Here is a 16,738-nt window from a genome sequence, read left to right on the forward strand (position 1 = left end):
AGCGGCGTGGTTGCAGGATGGCACGCTGCAGGGCGCCCTGGGCTTTCGGTTCGCTCGACCAATATTTGCCTCATCGGTTCGCCATCAACCGCGGTGGTCCAATGCTGAAGTTATACCGCCGCAGCTCGCTTGCCGTCTTGGCTGTTGCCGTTTTGATCGCGTGCTTCGCTTCGGTGGGGCGGGCCGCAGATCCAGGCAAGATCGATCCGAGGGGGCTGATCGTCCTCATGAGGCACGCGGAGGCGCCCGGAGTCGGGGACCCGCCGAATTTCCAGCTCGGCGACTGCGCGACCCAGCGCAACTTGGATGCGACCGGCCGCGAACAGGCGCGGCGGGTCGGTGATCGGCTGCGGAGCCTCGCTATTGGGGAGGCAACTGTATATTCGAGCCAATGGTGTCGATGCCGGGAAACCGCCCGGCTTCTTGAGGTCGGGCCGGTGCAGGACCTGCCGGTTCTCAATTCCTTCTTCGAGCGGCGTGAGGGGAGGGATGCGCAGATTGCCTCGTTGCGCAGCTTTCTGGCGGGGCTGCCTGCCGATGGTGCGCCGGTCGTGCTGGTGACGCATCAGGTGGTTGTGACCGCGTTGACCGGCGTCTTTCCAGGGTCCGGAGAGTCGGTTCTCCTGCGGGCGAACGGAACGGACAAGCCGGCCATCGAGGGGCGCATCAAAGCCGACGGTGCCAGATAGGCGATTGTGCGTTGCGGTGGGACCCGCGGGCATGGGGGGCGGCGCCGTGATGGGGCCGCCTTCGCGTTGCCAGGCCGGCGCCGGGTGATTACTCCGCCGCAACAGCCAGAGGGTGGCAGGAGATATCCTGCCGCCTCGGCGTCGCCGCCCTAAAATACTCCAGCACGTAGACCCGTACGGCGCTGGACAGGTTGCTGGCATCCACGGCCCCCACCTGCTCGGCGAAGCGGCTGCACAACTCGCCCACGGTCAGGTTTTCCCTCTGCGCGATCTCATCCAACCCCTCCCAGAAGGCGGCTTCCAGCCGCATGCTGGTGCGCCTTCCGGCGACATAGACGTTTCTGAGCTTCTTCGATGACATGGCAGGACCATTGCGCGACAGGTTGCACTCTTATGTGTGAAGCGTCGCGGAGTCCGAGCCGAAAAACATGTGATGAACTTCACATAAAACGCGGGGACATGCCGCGGCGCCACAATGACACAGCTGGGCAGCCGCCGCCCCCTGCATTGTGACGGTCGCCAACGCAGTTTGCCGGCCGGAAGGGAGTGAAGTGCTGTTCCGCCCCACTTCAGGGTCGGATATTGCATCGGCCACCCGTCTGGTTGCGCCTCATTTCGCGCCGGTCGGTGCCGGCCCCTGTTCCAATGATCGGATATCCAACAGTTGCCGCGCCATGCCAAGCTGAGCAGCGGGCCGAAGGGGATGTCGTCGTGGCCGGTCCCCTTTGGGCCCGGATCGAGGCCCCAGCCGGGCTGCAAGTGGACGGAGCCGGCTATGATCACGCTGTACACCTACCCCTACCTTTATGGCTTGGCGGACAACAATCCGTACGGCCTCAAGGTCGTGGCGTTTCTGCGCCTGTGTGGATTGTCCTATCGGCAAGAGCATATCATCGACGTCCATGACGCCCCCCGCGGACAGTTGCCGTATATCCTGGATGGCAGCACTGTGATCGGAGACAGCGACCTCATCATCGCGCACCTGATCCGACAGCATCGCCTGCCCATCGACGGTGACCTCAGTGAGGCCGAACGACGCATTGATCATATGATCCGGCGCACACTCGACGACCTGTATTGGGTGATGTCCTACTCACGGTGGTCCGATCCGCGGTTCTGGCCCTTGTTTCGGGACCAGTTGCTCAACACGCATCCAGACATCACTGAGGCACTGCTTGAGGCGGCACGGCAGTACAACCTGAAGCGCTACCATTTCCAGGGCATCGGCCGTTACGAGACCGGCCAAATCTACAGCCGCGGTCTCACGGACCTGGAGGTCATCGCGGGCACCTTGGCGGACCGGCCTTTCCTGTTCGGCGCCACTCCACACAGCATCGACACGGCGCTGATGGGCTTCCTGCCCAACATTTACCGGTACGAGATCGACACGCCGTTGCGTGCGTTTGTCGCGGCACAACCCAACCTGACCGATTTCTGCCGTCGCACGGCCCCGTTGGTGAGTTTGGCACCGTCCGCATAGTGAGTGTTTGCGGCTGGCGAGACTGTACGGGAACCAGCATCACCTCGGCGTCGCCGTTTGATGAGGGAGGCAATCCGTGCCATTCACTCGTGCCTTGGCCTATGGGGTCTACACGCTGTGGGTTTCGGTTTGTGCCTTCGCCCCAGAGTTCCTCTGGCAGGGGCTTGTGCTGATGCGCGGCCATTTCGGGGCCGCGGAGCTGTTCTCCGCACTGTTCATCGGCACGCTCTTCGCCTTTTTCGTGGAACCGCTGGTGGAACGGCTCAAGGCCGGGCGGTGGAATTTGGCGCACGCGCCGTCCGGTGGAATGCTGCTTGGCGTTCTGGTGTCGCTGGTCTTTGGGGTTGTCGTCGTATGCATCCATGAAGCGATGATTGCGTATCTCGGTGCTGAGCACGCTGGTGACGAAGCCAAGCGAGCCAGTTTGGCAAGAGCGATCGACAGCGCATGCGAGTGGGCTTCGATTCCGGCAGCGATCACGGCCGCTTGGTTCGTCGTGGGTACGTCTCGCCGGCTTGCTCTACCGGCGACGGGCTTCGCGTGTGTCTGGATTGTCATCATCGGCCATTCTTATGGTTGGGGGTGGTCTTATGGTTGGGGGTGGCCGATCGTGATGACGAGCGTCGTGCCGGGCTTTCTGATCGCGCTGCTTGGCAGCAGAATCGTGCTTCGCCATTGGGATGCGAGCACCATTCCGGCGTTGGCCCAGCTCACGGCGTGGGTGGCAGGGAGCTGGATGCTGCTGGCCTGGGGAATTCAGGCGGGCTCCGCAATGATCGACAGCCCAGGCCTGCAGCTGTATACGCCGGAGGCGTTCTACGAGGACCTTCGCTTTTATCTTGGCTGGTGCCTGGGGCTTTTGGTCGCCCCCAACCCGCTGCCGGACCATGCGTCGCAGTACGGCCGCGCAACCTGAACCGATCAGCGCCTCGCGGTCCAGCTCGGACTCTCGGATATCCGCATCGTGCGCTAGCTGATCCAATCGCACCGGCACCTGTTGGCTGGCTGGGGCCGGATCGTGAACGTCGTCGCTGGCTAAGGGGGATGGTTCGGCTGCAGCGCGGTTGGGCGCTCGATTCGCTCAACGTTGCTCCTCAGGCCCCCATTGAACCAAAACGGGGCTGCTCCGTGTGCACAAGGTATGCACAGGGAATTTTCAAAAAAATAGGAAAGTGAAGATTCTCACGGGGTTCGTATAACCATCTGTGCACAGTCTGGTGCACACGGAAAAGGACCCCCAACCAACCCAAGTGTCGGGAGCAGCTATAGATGCGAGCACAATTCCGTTTCTGGGGCGGTTCTTCAGCGGTAGGTGCGAGTGCGCTACAGCACTAAATGAAAAAAAGTCGCAATTTCACAGATATAGATGCGAGCGAGCTGATTTATCCTGTGACCTGTTCATAGGATCAAGTCGCTGTCCATCCTGAGTCTCCACCCGCACTCCAGCCAAATTAAGGCTCCGCTTCCAGAACTCCGCTGACGTGCCTTTGAATAAACCTCTGCTTGCTTCGCCAAGGCAAGTTGGCGGTTCTCCGTTAGGTTCATTCTGCGCATGACAGGGCTTGCAACATTTATCAAAGCGCGAGGGAGCCTATCTCGGCTAGGGTGTGCTAAGAGCCAATGGCGGGCCAAACGGGCCGCCCGGCGCAGTCTTCGATGGGGACATGCCGTGGGACGGGCCGCTACTCGCCTTTCGGCCGGCAAACATATGGTCTAGATCCACAAGCGTTCCAGACGGATGCGGGATTGGGTGGATGGACGCTCAGTCGCATTGGCTCCATGCCTTTTTCCAGAAGCGTACATATCCGGTATTCGGTAGCAAACACACCCACGCCCCCGCTTCGCGCAAGATATTGATTTCGCTAAGCTATCGCCCTTATCGCTGCCATTCGAGCGAGGCGCAGTCATGGGCGACACCTACGTTATCAGCGGACTCACGTCCAAGCGGGCGGAAGTCTCCGGCATCATCGCAGACCTGGAAAAGCGGATCGCCCAGCACCGGGCCGACCTGGTGCACATTGACGCCGTGCTGCGGCTCTACGCTCCCGAGGTCGAGCCGGAGTCTATCGCACCCAAGGTCGTCAGGAAGCGGAACGACTGGTTCAAGCCGGGCGAACTGGCCCGCATGGTGTTGGACGTGCTGCGCGTCGCCCCGGCGCCCTTACAGGTCAAGGAAATCGCCGTCAAGGTCATGGAAGCCCGCGGCCTCGACACGACCGACGCACGCACCGTGCAGCTTGTCGGGAAGCTCGTACACAACGCCGTCACCCGGCAAGCCGCTGATTTGGTAGAGCGCGTCATGGATGGGAAGGTCGCGGCGTGGAGGGTGGCGGAGTAGATGCGTTATGCCACTGTTCCAGGAATAGCATACGCGGCATCACGGCTGAAAGCCATCGGAGAGAAACCGGCTTTCGGTAGAGAAACTTTGTCACCCATCCGCTCAAAGGGGAGCGAATTAAGTTATCATCAATTGCCAGTTGATGGTCGCATACGGAGGCGCTATACCCTCGCTCATATCCACACCGGTAAGTGAGAATATCATGAGCGGAAGCATCCATGGCTATGTTAAGAGGAACAAGTACGCTATTGTCACGATTTTGAGTTTAACATTTTTGTTGATAGCCACCTATATCGAGTATGTTTCCCATGCTGATCAGATGAGCAGCCTGTTCCTGCTATCATCAAAAACTTGGACTAGCTTATTCAAAGAGTTGTCGTTTGCTCTGTTGATAGCTTTGGTGATTTCTATTGGAATCGAGGAAAGTTCCAGGAAAGAATTAAACGATGCCGTTTCGGATCACGTCAAAGACATTCAAAGAAATGTGTTTAACTCTACGTTTGGAAGGAATATCCCAAGGGAAATTTTGGCAGAGGTAGAGGATCTTGTTCTTAAAGCGGATTTCGTTCGCTCTAGGCACAGGGCGATATACACTCTAAGCATTAAAAACGTACGAGATTGGGACGCATGTCTACCTGATCGCAAAGTGATAGTGGCAGAAGCCACAACAAGCTATGTCGTTCGCAATGTATCTGGCGTGCCAAAAGACTTTACTGTGAAAATTGAACTGGAGAAACCACCATTTGACGACTTAAAAAAGTACACATCTATCACCAGCGTAAAAATAAACGACGTCGAACTAACAAATGACGAAATCACTGATGGAGACGCCAACGCTGAAGATACAGACAACTTCAAGAAATTTGAATACACAATAACTAGCATAAGGCCGGGACAAGAGGTTGAGGTGGTCAGCAAATTCAAAGAAATAAAGATGATGAGCGATGTTGAGATTTGGCGCAGCCTCCTTCCAAGCGACGGAATGACATTGACGTTGAGTTTGCCGAAAGAGGCAACCCACTGGGGAGCGCATGCTCTCCACCGCGAGGAGGCGAGGTTGCGCTCTTCCAGTTTAGAGTCTCGCGTTCACGAGTGGTCTGTTGAGAGCGGCGTTCTTCCACACCAGGGAATCGTATTTTGGTGGCGCTGCAACGGCGATTCTCCAGATTGCCTAGCCCCTTCAGAAGTGAGGGCATTGGCTGTCCAGACAGGCGGTAGGGAGATTGTTCCAGCCGAGGTGGGTTGAAAAGTTTGGCTGAAATGTGCATTATCTTCTGTGTGGGGTCTCGTGCCTGTAATAGTGGGTAGGCAACGGGGCTGTGCTGCGTAACCAGTATGAAGCGGGGGTAGTGAAAATGTATATTGGCGGAGGAACCTCTAACTAATCGGCTTATGCCGTTGGTGAGGATAAAAAAGCCCCGGGAAACCGGGGCTTTTTTCATGAACTCGGGCTTTTAGATTGTCATGGAATCGACGCCCGAGTTGTAAGCGCCCTACAGATACAGCGACGGAATTCATACCGCATTCGATCAAATATCCTCCACCCTTACCGCCGGGCACCCAATCGCCTTCATGCTGGCGAGGAAGAACGCCGCCGTGAAGCCGCCCCGGCTGAGTTTGCTGGCGACCGACGCCTTGGTTTCCGGGATGTCCATCTCGGACAGGCGGCGGGCCAAATCCTCATAGGTCACGTCCCGGCGTTTCAGTTCGGCCTTCATGAACCGCTTGGTGCGATCAACCCATTCCTGTTCGGCTGACATGCGCTGACTCCGTGTCGGATATGCTTACGAGATAGCGTATGCAACACCTTGCGCATTGCCAAGCCGCATCAGAAAAGATACCGTTTCCGGCATCAACGAAGCGGAAACGCCACCATGTCTCAGCACTTCCTCATGTCCGCCGCCGCCCGCTCGGTCAGCCTGAAGCAGATCGCGCGCATGACGGACGGGGAAGCGCGGTCGCTGTTCCGGACGATCCGCTGGCCGGAGACGAACGGCGCGGCGGTCTGCCCGCACTGCGGCTGCCCGAAGTGCTACGAGTACACCACCCGGAACGTCTTCAAGTGCAAGGCGTGCCGCCGTCAGTTCTCCGAAACCTCGGGCACGCTGTTCGCGTGGCGCAAGCTGCCGATCCGGGACTACCTGATCGCCATCGTGATCTTCGTCAACGCAGTGAAGGGCATCAGCGCCTTGCAGCTCGGCCGTGTCAGTGCCGGTTGAATACTGGCTCTTCCGCGAATTCGGTGCAGCTGGGTGCGGTTGGCGGGCTGGATGAGCACATAGAGGGATCGCTCACCGCCTCTCTTCGCCTGTGACCGTGCCATTGAAATCACTTCTGCCACTGATCCCCGCTGGCCTCGTCGTCGATCGGGTCGCGGTCACCCCTGATCGTGTTTCCATCTTCGCCCGGGCGACCGCCGCGGGCGGCATCTGCCCAACGTGCGGACGCGCCTCGCAGCGTCTGCACAGCCGCTATCTGCGCCGCCTTTGGGGATCTGCCCTGGCAAGGCCGCGTGGTCGGTCTGCATCTCCAGGTCCGCCGTTTCCGGTGTCCGGCTCCGGAATGCCCGTGCCGCATCTTTGCCGAACGCCTGCCCAGCGTGATGGCGCCGCGCGTGCGCCGGACCGTGCGGCTCGCCGAGATCCAGCGCCACATCGGATTCGGCATGGGTGGCGAGCCGGGGGCGCGCTTGGCCAAGCGGTTGGCCATGCCGGTCAGCGGCGACACGCTGCTACGGTTGGTCCGCGCCGCCGACCGACCTGCGCCACCACCCGCTCGGATCATCGGTATTGATGACTGGGCATGGCGCCGCGGCCGCCGCTACGGCACCATCGTCGTCGATCTCGAACGCAACCGGCCCATCGAGCTGCTGCCGGATCGCCAGGCCGAAACCGTTGCCACTTGGCTGGCAGCCCATCCGGAGGTCGAAGTCGTCGCCCGCGATCGCGCCGGCGCCTACGCCGAGGGTGTCCGGCTGGGAGCGCCACAAGCCATTCAGGCTGCGGATCGTTGGCATTTGCTGCGCAACCTCGGCGACGCGGTCCGTCATGTCTTCGAACGCCATCATGCCGACCTCCGGGCCGCGGCGCGCGGCGCTGTCGTGGAGCCGGTCACGGAGAAGGCGTCCGGACCGGAGCCTCTCCTGCTACCCCGTCCCACACGTCGCCAGCAGTGCAGTGCGGCCAAGCAAGCCGCCCGCCATGCCCGGTACACCGAAGTCGCGGCCCTGCAGGCCCGAGGCTGGTCGCAATCGCGCATCGCCCGGACGCTCGGCCTGGACCGCAAGACGGTGCGGGTCTGGCTGCGGGCTTGGTCAGCCGCCGAGCTGGTCGCAACCGGCGAAGGGAAACCTGCTGGACGCTTACGTCGATTACCTACGGGGGCGCTGGAGCGAAGGCTGCTGGAACGCCACACAGCTCTGGCGGGAGATCCGACAACGCGGCTTTTCCGGTCAGTCCCGCATCGTGCGCGATTGGGTTCACCGCCTGCGCGTGAATGAGCCGGCGGCCCGCTCGGCGGCGAAATCGACATGGCGGGTCCCCTCCGGGCGGCGAGCCGCCTGGCTGGTGGCGGCCCGGCCGGAGGAAATTGACCGAACGGAGCAGGCGTTTGTCGCCGCTTTGATCACCGGTTCCCCATCTCTGGAGCGCGTCATCCATCTGGCTCGCACGTTCCGCGACATCGTCAGCGGCCAGAAGGCCGACCAGCTCGATGGCTGGATGGCCGCCGCCCGCGGAACGCCGCTGGCCGGCTTTGCCGACGGATTGCAGCGGGACTTGCCGGCCGTCCGCGCCGCGTTGTCGCTGCGCTGGAGCACCAGCCCGGTGGAGGGGCAGATCAACCGGCTCAAATCCGTCAAACGCCAGATGTATGGGCGAGCCGGGTTCGACCTCCTGCGGCAACGGGTGCTTGGCACCGCGTAAAGCGGAGGTGGTCCGCTCGCCCCGTGCCGTCCGGCTCCGCTGCATCGGGTTTGCGGAAGAGCCAATTTTCATCCGGCCTTTACAGGCCGCGACTCGGACGTTCAGTACAAGACGGCCTACGTGCTGGCGATGAAGCTCCGGGAAGCCATGGCGGCGGAAGTCCGCGGCACCGTGATCGGTGGCGAAGGCGTCGATGTCGAAGTGGGCGGCTGCTACGTCGGCGGCTACGTCCGCCCCGAGAACCGCAAGGAAGACCGGAAGGACCGGCGCCGGGCGGAGAACCAGTCCGGCAAGCGCCAGGTCGTCGTCGTGGCCCGTGAGCGCGGCGGCAAGACCGTGACCATGGTGTTCGGCTCCGAAGAGGAAGGCGCATCCTTCATCAAGGCCCGCGTTGACCGGGAATCCACCGTGCACGCCGATGAAGCCGCGGGCTGGAACGCCCTGCATGCCCGCTTCGCCATGAAGCGCATCAACCATCAGGAAGCCTACAGCGCGGACGGCGCCTGCACCAACCATGCGGAAAGCTACTTCGCCCGTCTGCGCCGCGCGCAGTGGGGCCAGCACCACCGCATCAGCGGGAAGTATCTGGCCCGCTACGCCGCCGAAATGGCGTGGCGAGAAGATCGCCGCCGCGAAAGCAACGGGGAGCAGTTCCGCGCCGTTGGCTTCCGGTCTGGCGCGCTGCCGCCGTCCGTGGATTGGTGCGGATACTGGCAGCGCGCTAAGGCGGCATAATGGTCCATCAATGGCTCTGAAATTGAGCGACAGCGATTTCGACTCGACTCACGCGAGCACCCGCCATAGGTTTTTGCTCGTCTAAGACAGAGCGCTGAGGATCATAAGATGTCTAAGTCTAAGGTTGCACACATAAACCATCAGGGCGTCAATCTCATCATCGTACCTCTTGACGATTCCTTCGAATGGAAAACGCCTTCCGAAAAGGATGAAATTATCGGTGGGCTTCAATTCTGCGCATCAAGCGCCGGACTCGCTGGAACGGTTGTGCCAGTCTGGCGCACGCCCTCCAATAAAATGGCATTTATTGCGCCGCCAAATTGGCACCCCTTCTTCAAAAGCATCGACCTTCAGTTTGTCTACGCGAACATCAACAAGGAACTGACTTGCGGATGACCTCCGCGCAGCGCGAGTTATTGCGCATGATCTCCTGAAGACCGGGCGGAACATCCACTACGATTTCCCCAACCCCTGCGACGGGAGCTTCGGGGATGTCGGAAGAAGTGGTGATGTATCCGAAAACGGCAATCGCATTCATGATGAACATCCTTTTCAAAGGGCTGCCCCGACGGCGGCCCTATTTGTTTGCAAACGATCTACTTGGGTGTGTTTGCTACCGAATACCGTATATATCTTCTGATTCACTCACAAATGAGTGCATGTTCTGAGGATATGTGATCGTCAGCGATAATTCACTTTAGGCACAATATTGATAAATGCTCCCGCATCCGGTAAGGATGCAGCAAATAAATAATGTTGCGGTGTCTTCGATGCGAGCAGAGAATACTCCAGTAGGTAAATTTCGTGAAGTCTTGATTTGGCCTTTGGAGGTCGAGGGAGGTGGGCCGGGTTTGGATCATGTCGCAAGCATGCTGACCAAATCTGGCGCGGCAAATATCTGGGCGAGAGTAGATGATCCGCTGGAGCACTTAACCGGCGGACTTGCGTCCGATCAATACGCGGAAGCGGTGTACTTTCATCCCTTTGTGCAGCGCCTCCTGTATGCCAAGCCGGAGACGGGCGTCGCAGCGCCCACCCGTCTCTTTCGGCGCACAAAGGACCACAGCATCGACCGTGTTGAGGCAATATTCCGTGACAGTAGACCTGATGGCATCGACGGATTTGCGATAACCTTCTCGGTCGATCGTTTAAATCTGTACCTGATCGATCCAGGCATTGTTGTGCTGGTGGTAGAGATTGCCTGCGTCGGCGCTTCTGCGGTGCGCGACTGGAACGTCAGTGGAGTGTTTAGCTCCCCGCGGGACATGACGGTGCGCGATGCGCAGGTGGTGCTGGACCAATTCCGCCGAAGTTATGCCCCTTATTGGAACAACGGGGCACCGGCAGCTCTGCCACACGAAGTAACGTGGCTCGGTCCGGCGGATATTGCAGCACGATTCACCGCCCCAACATGGACAGGCAAGGAACTGCGCACAATCCCACTTGGAAGGCAGCCAACCGTTGCGGGGCATTGGGAGCATCTTCTCTCACCGCTCAATTTTGACGGAAAGGGAGCGCGCTGCGTCCATATCATCGACGACCGGATCCCCACCATGTTATTCCTCACTGTCCCTGACGTGACGGCGATCGAGCGCGGGGACTGGATGCGCCTGTGCTTCTGCGAAACGCCTGGCACCGGATTGCCGTGGGCCCCTGACTTCTTGGCGAGCTTTGAGGAACGACACTGCTACGATCGCTTCTGGGCTCCCGACATAAGTGATCAGCGTAACCGGTATCTGCTGAGCGGCTACAACTTCGGAATTGTTGGAGAGGCTGGGCCCGCGATGCCGTCTTATGTAGAAACAATTTTTCGGCGCCATTATTTCCAGATGGGGCTGATCACACATTACCAGCATGCGGCGCTGCTTCGCCTTTATAACCGGCTGACGCCGCCTATGGACCAATACGGGCTCGAGTCTGACGATTTCCGGGCGGCCATTCACTCCGCGCAGGAAGATTGGCTGCGCTTCACTCACCATGGATGGTTTCCAACCATTTCCAACCAAGTACAGGGACAGGAATTATTCGCGATATGGCGTCGGCATCTCGGCTTGCCGGACCTCTATGCGCAAGTAACGACGCTGGCCCGCGACGTCACGGGAGTGCTTGATGCATCAGAGGACAGCGCCATCGCCGATGCGGCCATGCGGCTGAACGTCATTGCCACCTTAGGCTTGGTGCTGACGCTCTTCACCGGAGCGCTGGGCATGAATCTGTTCATTCAGGACTGGGGAGACTTCGCGGTTCCCAGGAAGATAGCGACTGGCTTCGGGGCGCTCGCGTCCTGCTTCGGACTGGGAGGCATCGGCCTGCTGGCGCTGCATGCCGCGAAGCTGCGACGCCGCCGCTTGCGCTTTAGGCCCCTGGCGCTCAGCTTCTTGGTCCTCACTGCGGTCTTTCTGGCGCTCGCCCTGTGGTTCGGTATGGGCGATGGATCGTCCAAGGACAACCCCGCGCCGCCCACACCAGCTACGGAAGCGCTGCCCCCCAGCAAGTCCTGACTGGACGGGGGCTGCGTACTTTGGGCTACGAACCAGGGGCGGCGAACCAGTAGCCGAGCACCGGGCGCATCTCCTCTACTGCGGGCAGGTGGCCGAACGCGGCGCCTGCCCCTTCGGCTAGGCGCACCGGCGGGGAGTCCCCTTCCTCGCCGATGCTTTCCAGAACGCGGGCGGCTCCCGTGCGGTCCAGCGCATTGCCGACGCGCTTCACCATTTGGTTGCCGTTATCGAGACGTACGGCGAAGATGCGGCCAGCCAATGCATCGGTTGAATTGATCTCGCCCAACGCTGGCCCGACCAACACATGGTGTCCCGGCAGCAGCACGGGTGCGGCACTCCAGCCCGCATCAATCAGCACTGCCCCTTCCATGCCCGCAAACGGCGTGTCGTCCTCATGGAAATCGAGAGGCTTTGCGGACGCTGGTCCCTTAGCGAACAGGATGCCGGCGACAGCATGCACCGTACAGCGGTCCTTATCAAAAACGCGGGCGAAACCCTTTCGCTTGTCCAAATGCTGAACGGGGGTGCCGTGCAGGACAAATTTATGCTCCACACCTCGGCCGGGCTGAAGCCAGCCGACGAACGGCGTCTGCCGTTCTCCATCCCACACGACCGCGAGCCCCTTATCCGGTTCCACGTCGGCATCTGCGACGACCACGTCGCCGGCGGTCAGCACGGTGGGCAACCAGTCGAGGCCACGCCCAACCACGAGCAGGCGATGGCGGCCCGGTATCAGCCGTACGGGTCCGCTCGCCTCTTCTACCGCCTCGCCGTCCACGGCGGTGCCGTCTTGCGCGGCGGCGCGCCCAATCTCGGCCAGCTTCGCTGCTGGGCAGGGACGTTCAGGAAATGGGATGACCGTCGCAGCAGTCGGTAGAGGGCCGTTGGTCAGCGCTTGGTCTAGAAGAGCCTGTCCAGCGTCGACCATCCGCAGTAGCGCGTCCAAATGCGTGTCCACCCGCTCCGCATGGGCGAATACGACCTGTGTGGCAGGAGAGTGAACCGCCCAGTTGATCCCTTCTCGGAACGTTGGGTCATTGAAGGCGGCATGCCCCACGAGATCCTTGAATGGCTTCTCGGCGTATACGTCGGCGCGCCGCGTCAGGGCGCGCAGCTTTTCGCGCAAAGGCTGAAGAGTTTCGTCGCCGGTTACGGCGGTGCTGCTCGGCCAGATCAAATCGCGGAACGCGCATTCCAAAGTGCGCCGTGCCTCGGTACAGAAGGCGACGATCAGTGCCGGATTGTGGTCGTCCGCCCGCCACTCCTCGCGTGCACGGTCAATGTGCAGGCGGTGGCGCGCGATGCGTACACGGTCCCATCCCGTCGAACGCGGCGTAATCTCAAGATACTTGATCATGTCTGGATCGGGTACCTGACGGAACAGGCTGGCCGCGAAATGGTGGTCGAACGTGACGATCAATGGACGGAACCCGTCGCCCGGAAGAGTCCCCAGCCCTTTGGCAAGACGACGCTGGTTGTCTTCATCGAACAGCGTCTGCGGATCATCGAGCAGCAGCAGCGACAGGCCGCCGTCGCGCTGGCGGATCTGTTCGGCCAATGCTAGCGCGAAGGCGAACAGGTGAGTGCGCAGGCGTGAGCCGTTCAGTAGCTCCCGACCCTCGCCCTCCACCCCGCCTCGCTCGGCGGGCAAGTGCAGTGCACCGTCTTTAATACGCGTGCCGCGCAACTCCGGTGCGGTATTGGAGGGTGGCAGGTAAAGATGATCCGTCCATGCCGCCGTGCGTCCATCTAGCGCAGTCAGCAGGGAATCGACTTGTGCAGACACCACACTGTCCAACTTGGCCAACTCTTCCACGGCTGGAACAGCCTGCGCGGAGAGCCTGAGTGTCCGGCGGCCGGCGTCCCACTTGACCTTCAGCGATTTCAAATCTGCCAACGCCGCTTTTGCGGCCTCCAAGGGGTCGACGCTGACCAGTGCCTGATCGATGGTAGCGAGGCGCCGGGTCATGAGACCGGCTGTGGCAGGATCGCCATTCTCGCCGGCTTCAAAGAACAGAGCATCGCGGATGCGCTTAAGGTCGGCCGCCGCAGCTTGACACCACTGGGCCTGTGTTACGAGCCGAAGAACTGCGTTCGCAGTGGCCTCAAACGCACAGCCGCGCAAGCTATCCGGCAGAACGAGCACGACCGACTCAGGATCAGCGGGCAGTGCCGCAGCCAGTCGTGCGAACTCCGCCTCCAGTTCGGCCGCAAGCGGCGCGAGGTCGCCGGTCAGTCCGGCGCACCGTGCGGCCGTGGCAGTGCAGGCCGCGCGGAAGAGTACCGGCGCTGAGGTGCCGGTCAATGCCTCTAGAGCCTGCCTGACCGCGACGGGTAAGGTATCAAGAAGGCTCTGGCGCGCTTGCCGGTTCCAGTCGTCGGCGTCCAGAGTTAGGGCCGCTTCATCCCGTTCGGCTGCGGCCAATGCATCACGAACGGCTTTGCCGAGAACGTCGTCCACCTTGCCCATTAGGTCGGAGGCGCATACCGGGCAGTGATCAGGCGGCCAAGGAGCCTCAGCGTCGTTGGCATGGCGCCATTGGTCAATAGCGGCGTAGAGGCGCCGCCGCGCTGCCTGCCGCTTGTCCGCGTCCAGCTGCGCAAACGCCTCGGCCTGTGTCTGGGCGTCAACCAGCAACGCCTTGGCGGTATCGAGGTCGGCGGAGGACAGCGTACGCATCCGCTCCAGCGCGATGAACTCCGCTTGGCGTGTGAGGTTGTCCAAGCGAAGCGCTTGGCGGGCGGCTTCGATCTTCTTCCGCAAGGCCTTCAGGTCGGCTGCCTCGACGTCCAAGCCGGTGGCCGCACGAATGGCCTCGCGCATCGCCGCGTCACGGCGTTTCAGTTCGGTAGCGAGTGCGGTCAGGCCAATCTCACAGGCAGCACCGTCGTCGACCGCCAGCGGGGTAGCAGGAAGCACCTCTGCGGGTAGCGCCTCGCCCAATCGGAACTGCTGGGCAACAACGCTCACCTTAGCCTGGAACGTTTCTTCAATCTCCTTCAACGTTTTGTTCGCTTCCTTCGGGACCTCGGCCTTTACGTGGCGCAGGACGGTGGCGTTCAGCCGTTCCCCCAGGATCTTCAGGGGATGGAGGCCCGTCAAAATGGCAATGCCGCGTGTCAGCGCGTTGGAGCTGTCCAGCCGCAGCACCGGTAGCCGCGCCATGGTGAGCGCTGCGGCCTCGATCGCAATCTCCGACACGCCGAGCGCCGCGTGCACGGAGGCCACCGGCCGCACACTGCCATCCGGTTCCAGAACCTCCAGGGGGCAGGAGAAACCCTTTTTCTCCGGCACCAGCGTGCGCCGAAGGCAGACACGGGCCGTGCCGCCTGCCGACTCAAACGTCATAGTGACGGAGGTCGCGAGTAGGGGCTTGCCCTCCGGTCGGCAGGCAAGGTCCTTCCCTTCCGGAAACGGCACGATAATCGGCAGCAGCACTGTATCGCGCTTACCCGAACTGTCCCGCGGCGGCAGCGTGTAGGTGTTGGTTAAGGTCTCGGCTGGCTCAGGTTCGGCCTGTGCACGTGGAATGTGCCCCGTAAGCCCCCAGGTGAGGGCGCGGGCGAACTGGCTCTTTCCCGCCGCGTTGCGACCGCGCAGCATATGGATAAGCTGGTCAAATTGAAGGACGATTGGCTCCGGCACATTGCCGGCCGAGTCGCAATGGCGGTGTAGCCCGCCGAACTGATCGATGCTCACCTGGATGAGGTGCCATTCGACGATGGCGCCGCCGCCAGACGGGGCTGGCGCGTCCGTGTGGGCCAGCGGCAACTCGAGCGCATCAAGAAGCTCATGCGCTTCGTCTTTCGATCCCCGCTTGCCTTCTTTTTCCCACAATGAACGGCGGGTTGGCGCCGCATAGAAGGCCAGAACCTTGCGCGCGGTCTCACCGATTGAGAAGTCTTTGCCGTTCGCCAGCTTCAGGGTGCATCCAGCCAAGAGAGCTTGGATCGTCTCCTGGAAGGACAGGCGGGCGAGTTCGCGCGTCGGAGAATCCGCCGAGCTTGTTGGAACTTTTCCTGCTCCGTCTGCCATCCCCGCCACCCGTCGCTCACCACCTTAATCGTGGCCGGCACCATACCACTTTCGTGTTTTCGGAGAAAGAAGCCATAAGCTTTGGCTAAGTTTTTCAATCATCCACGCATTGCCGCCGCGTCACGGATAACGACACGGTCCGGGGCGGAAAAGAGAGCAGCTCCCCATTGTTGGCAAGGAACGATGCTCCGGAAGGCCGATATCTATCGGAGCAAACGCATGAATTGAGGGCGATCTTATTGCCGGAACAACTTAGCTATCCTGCGGCAACAGGAATATTTCAGACTTTGTTCGTGCTTTTACTCTTCTTAAGAGAGATACGCCTCGTCGATGATGTTACAGCAGAGTTGTTTGCTTCGCATCACATCCTCAGCCTGTAGCCCGATGTGCCGCTGTCCAGCTTGAAACGGAAGCGGCATCCGATCAGTCTGCGCCCTATGCGTAGAAGCGGTCGCCCGTGAATTTGCCGGCTAACAGGATGTCTAAGGCCATGCCAGCATACGATTTCAAGCAGCTATCCCCCCAGGACTTTGAGGATCTCACGAGGGACCTGCTCCGCGCTGCCTGGGACACATCCGTTGAATCCTTCGGACCGGGACCGGATCAGGGGATCGATCTCAGGTTCGCCGCGGCAATCGGCGTAGGCATCGTTCAATGCAAGCACTTCGCCCGTTCCGGGTTCACGAAACTGCTCGCGCACATGGAGGACGAGGTCCTCAAAGTCCGGCGTCTCTCCCCAGATCGATACGTGCTGGTGACCAGTCTACCCCTTACACCGCTTCAGAAGGACAAGCTCTCGGCCGCACTCGCCCCCCATGTCCGGAACACGCAAGATATCCTCGGCGCGGGTGATCTGAACAGCCTGTTGGCCAAGTATCCTGAGGTGGAAAAGGCTCATCACAAGCTCTGGCTCACGAGCACGGCAGTGCTGGAGCGCCTCGTGCACGCTGCCAATCACGTGAGCACCGATATGCTAACCCGGATAATTCACCGAAGCTGAAGCTGGGGGTGGCGGGCGCGAGGTTAAGCCGCTGAG

General features: G+C 60.9%; 14 protein-coding genes and 1 pseudogene. 12 read left to right on the top strand and 3 right to left on the bottom strand.

The annotated features are described in order from the left end of the window. Nucleotides 1-101: 101 nt before the first annotated feature. A complete protein-coding gene (locus tag JJL56_RS23885) occupies nt 102-689 on the top strand; it encodes a histidine phosphatase family protein (RefSeq protein ID WP_200486544.1) in 588 nt (195 codons plus the stop codon). A gap of 88 nt (nt 690-777) precedes the next feature. On the opposite strand, the gene JJL56_RS23890 is transcribed toward JJL56_RS23885, so the two are convergent. After that, nucleotides 778-1,050, bottom strand: coding sequence for a ribbon-helix-helix domain-containing protein (locus JJL56_RS23890; RefSeq protein WP_145627362.1), 273 nt, complete (start codon nt 1,048-1,050; stop codon nt 778-780). A 414-nt stretch (nt 1,051-1,464) separates the two neighbouring features. On the opposite strand from JJL56_RS23890, the gene JJL56_RS23895 reads away from it, so the two are divergent. The 4 genes from JJL56_RS23895 (at nt 1,465) to JJL56_RS23910 (ending at nt 5,753) form a co-directional block, all read left to right on the top strand. Beyond that, entirely contained in the window at nt 1,465-2,169 is a 705-nt protein-coding gene (locus JJL56_RS23895; RefSeq protein ID WP_145627361.1) for a glutathione S-transferase family protein, read from the top strand. Nucleotides 2,170-2,245: 76 nt separating this feature from the next. Beyond that, the gene (locus JJL56_RS23900; RefSeq protein ID WP_200486545.1) at nt 2,246-3,085 is read left to right on the top strand and encodes a hypothetical protein; all 840 of its coding nucleotides are present in this window, start codon (nt 2,246-2,248) and stop codon (nt 3,083-3,085) included. Between the two features lie 990 nt (nt 3,086-4,075). Next, the gene (locus JJL56_RS23905) at nt 4,076-4,507 is read left to right on the top strand and encodes a hypothetical protein (RefSeq protein ID WP_200486546.1); all 432 of its coding nucleotides are present in this window, start codon (nt 4,076-4,078) and stop codon (nt 4,505-4,507) included. A 202-nt stretch (nt 4,508-4,709) separates the two neighbouring features. Beyond that, nucleotides 4,710-5,753 (top strand): hypothetical protein, encoded by a 1,044-nt coding sequence (locus tag JJL56_RS23910; protein WP_200486547.1) that lies wholly within the window; start codon nt 4,710-4,712, stop codon nt 5,751-5,753. 283 nt (nt 5,754-6,036) lie between these two features. On the opposite strand, the gene JJL56_RS23915 is transcribed toward JJL56_RS23910, so the two are convergent. Further along, on the bottom strand, nt 6,037-6,267 hold the full coding sequence (locus JJL56_RS23915; protein ID WP_282188947.1) for a DUF6471 domain-containing protein: 231 nt from the start codon (nt 6,265-6,267) through the stop codon (nt 6,037-6,039). Nucleotides 6,268-6,381: 114 nt separating this feature from the next. Here JJL56_RS23915 and JJL56_RS23920 point away from each other — a divergent pair. The 6 genes and pseudogenes from JJL56_RS23920 to JJL56_RS23940 form a co-directional block, all read left to right on the top strand. After that, nucleotides 6,382-6,711, top strand: a pseudogene (locus JJL56_RS23920) (transposase); the annotation flags it as partial. 308 nt (nt 6,712-7,019) lie between these two features. Continuing rightward, entirely contained in the window at nt 7,020-8,006 is a 987-nt protein-coding gene (locus tag JJL56_RS33300) for an ISL3 family transposase (protein WP_345772627.1), read from the top strand. Further along, on the top strand, nt 7,972-8,430 hold the full coding sequence (locus JJL56_RS33305) for a transposase (RefSeq protein ID WP_345772628.1): 459 nt from the start codon (nt 7,972-7,974) through the stop codon (nt 8,428-8,430). Before JJL56_RS33300 ends, JJL56_RS33305 begins: the two co-directional genes overlap by 35 nt. A 39-nt stretch (nt 8,431-8,469) precedes the next feature. Further along, nucleotides 8,470-9,165, top strand: coding sequence for an IS1595 family transposase (locus JJL56_RS23930; protein ID WP_425599142.1), 696 nt, complete (start codon nt 8,470-8,472; stop codon nt 9,163-9,165). Between the two features lie 108 nt (nt 9,166-9,273). Continuing rightward, entirely contained in the window at nt 9,274-9,561 is a 288-nt protein-coding gene (locus JJL56_RS23935) for a hypothetical protein (protein ID WP_200486551.1), read from the top strand. Nucleotides 9,562-10,034: 473 nt separating this feature from the next. Further along, nucleotides 10,035-11,666 carry a hypothetical protein gene (locus JJL56_RS23940; RefSeq protein WP_200486552.1) on the top strand — a complete coding sequence of 544 codons (1,632 nt, stop codon included), beginning with the start codon at nt 10,035-10,037 and terminating at the stop codon, nt 11,664-11,666. 25 nt (nt 11,667-11,691) lie between these two features. Here JJL56_RS23940 and JJL56_RS23945 read toward each other — a convergent pair whose 3' ends face one another. Beyond that, on the bottom strand, nt 11,692-15,702 hold the full coding sequence (locus JJL56_RS23945) for a hypothetical protein (protein ID WP_200486553.1): 4,011 nt from the start codon (nt 15,700-15,702) through the stop codon (nt 11,692-11,694). Nucleotides 15,703-16,192: 490 nt separating this feature from the next. Here JJL56_RS23945 and JJL56_RS23950 point away from each other — a divergent pair, with 490 nt between their 5' ends. Then, a complete protein-coding gene (locus JJL56_RS23950; RefSeq protein WP_200486554.1) occupies nt 16,193-16,702 on the top strand; it encodes a restriction endonuclease in 510 nt (169 codons plus the stop codon). Nucleotides 16,703-16,738: the final 36 nt, after the last annotated feature.

Source organism: Azospirillum aestuarii (assembly GCF_016632405.1).
Classification (GTDB): domain Bacteria; phylum Pseudomonadota; class Alphaproteobacteria; order Azospirillales; family Azospirillaceae; genus Azospirillum; species Azospirillum aestuarii.

Bases quoted from the DNA above. Each gene is read 5' to 3' on its own strand.
- JJL56_RS23885 (WP_200486544.1), top strand. From the start codon at position 102: ATGCTGAAGTTATACCGCCGCAGCTCGCTTGCCGTCTTGGCTGTTGCC.
- JJL56_RS23890 (WP_145627362.1), bottom strand. From the start codon at position 1,050: ATGTCATCGAAGAAGCTCAGAAACGTCTATGTCGCCGGAAGGCGCACC.
- JJL56_RS23895 (WP_145627361.1), top strand. From the start codon at position 1,465: ATGATCACGCTGTACACCTACCCCTACCTTTATGGCTTGGCGGACAAC.
- JJL56_RS23905 (WP_200486546.1), top strand. From the start codon at position 4,076: ATGGGCGACACCTACGTTATCAGCGGACTCACGTCCAAGCGGGCGGAA.
- JJL56_RS23910 (WP_200486547.1), top strand. From the start codon at position 4,710: ATGAGCGGAAGCATCCATGGCTATGTTAAGAGGAACAAGTACGCTATT.
- JJL56_RS23915 (WP_282188947.1), bottom strand. From the start codon at position 6,267: ATGTCAGCCGAACAGGAATGGGTTGATCGCACCAAGCGGTTCATGAAG.
- JJL56_RS23935 (WP_200486551.1), top strand. From the start codon at position 9,274: ATGTCTAAGTCTAAGGTTGCACACATAAACCATCAGGGCGTCAATCTC.
- JJL56_RS23940 (WP_200486552.1), top strand. From the start codon at position 10,035: ATGCTGACCAAATCTGGCGCGGCAAATATCTGGGCGAGAGTAGATGAT.
- JJL56_RS23945 (WP_200486553.1), bottom strand. From the start codon at position 15,702: ATGGCAGACGGAGCAGGAAAAGTTCCAACAAGCTCGGCGGATTCTCCG.
- JJL56_RS23950 (WP_200486554.1), top strand. From the start codon at position 16,193: ATGCCAGCATACGATTTCAAGCAGCTATCCCCCCAGGACTTTGAGGAT.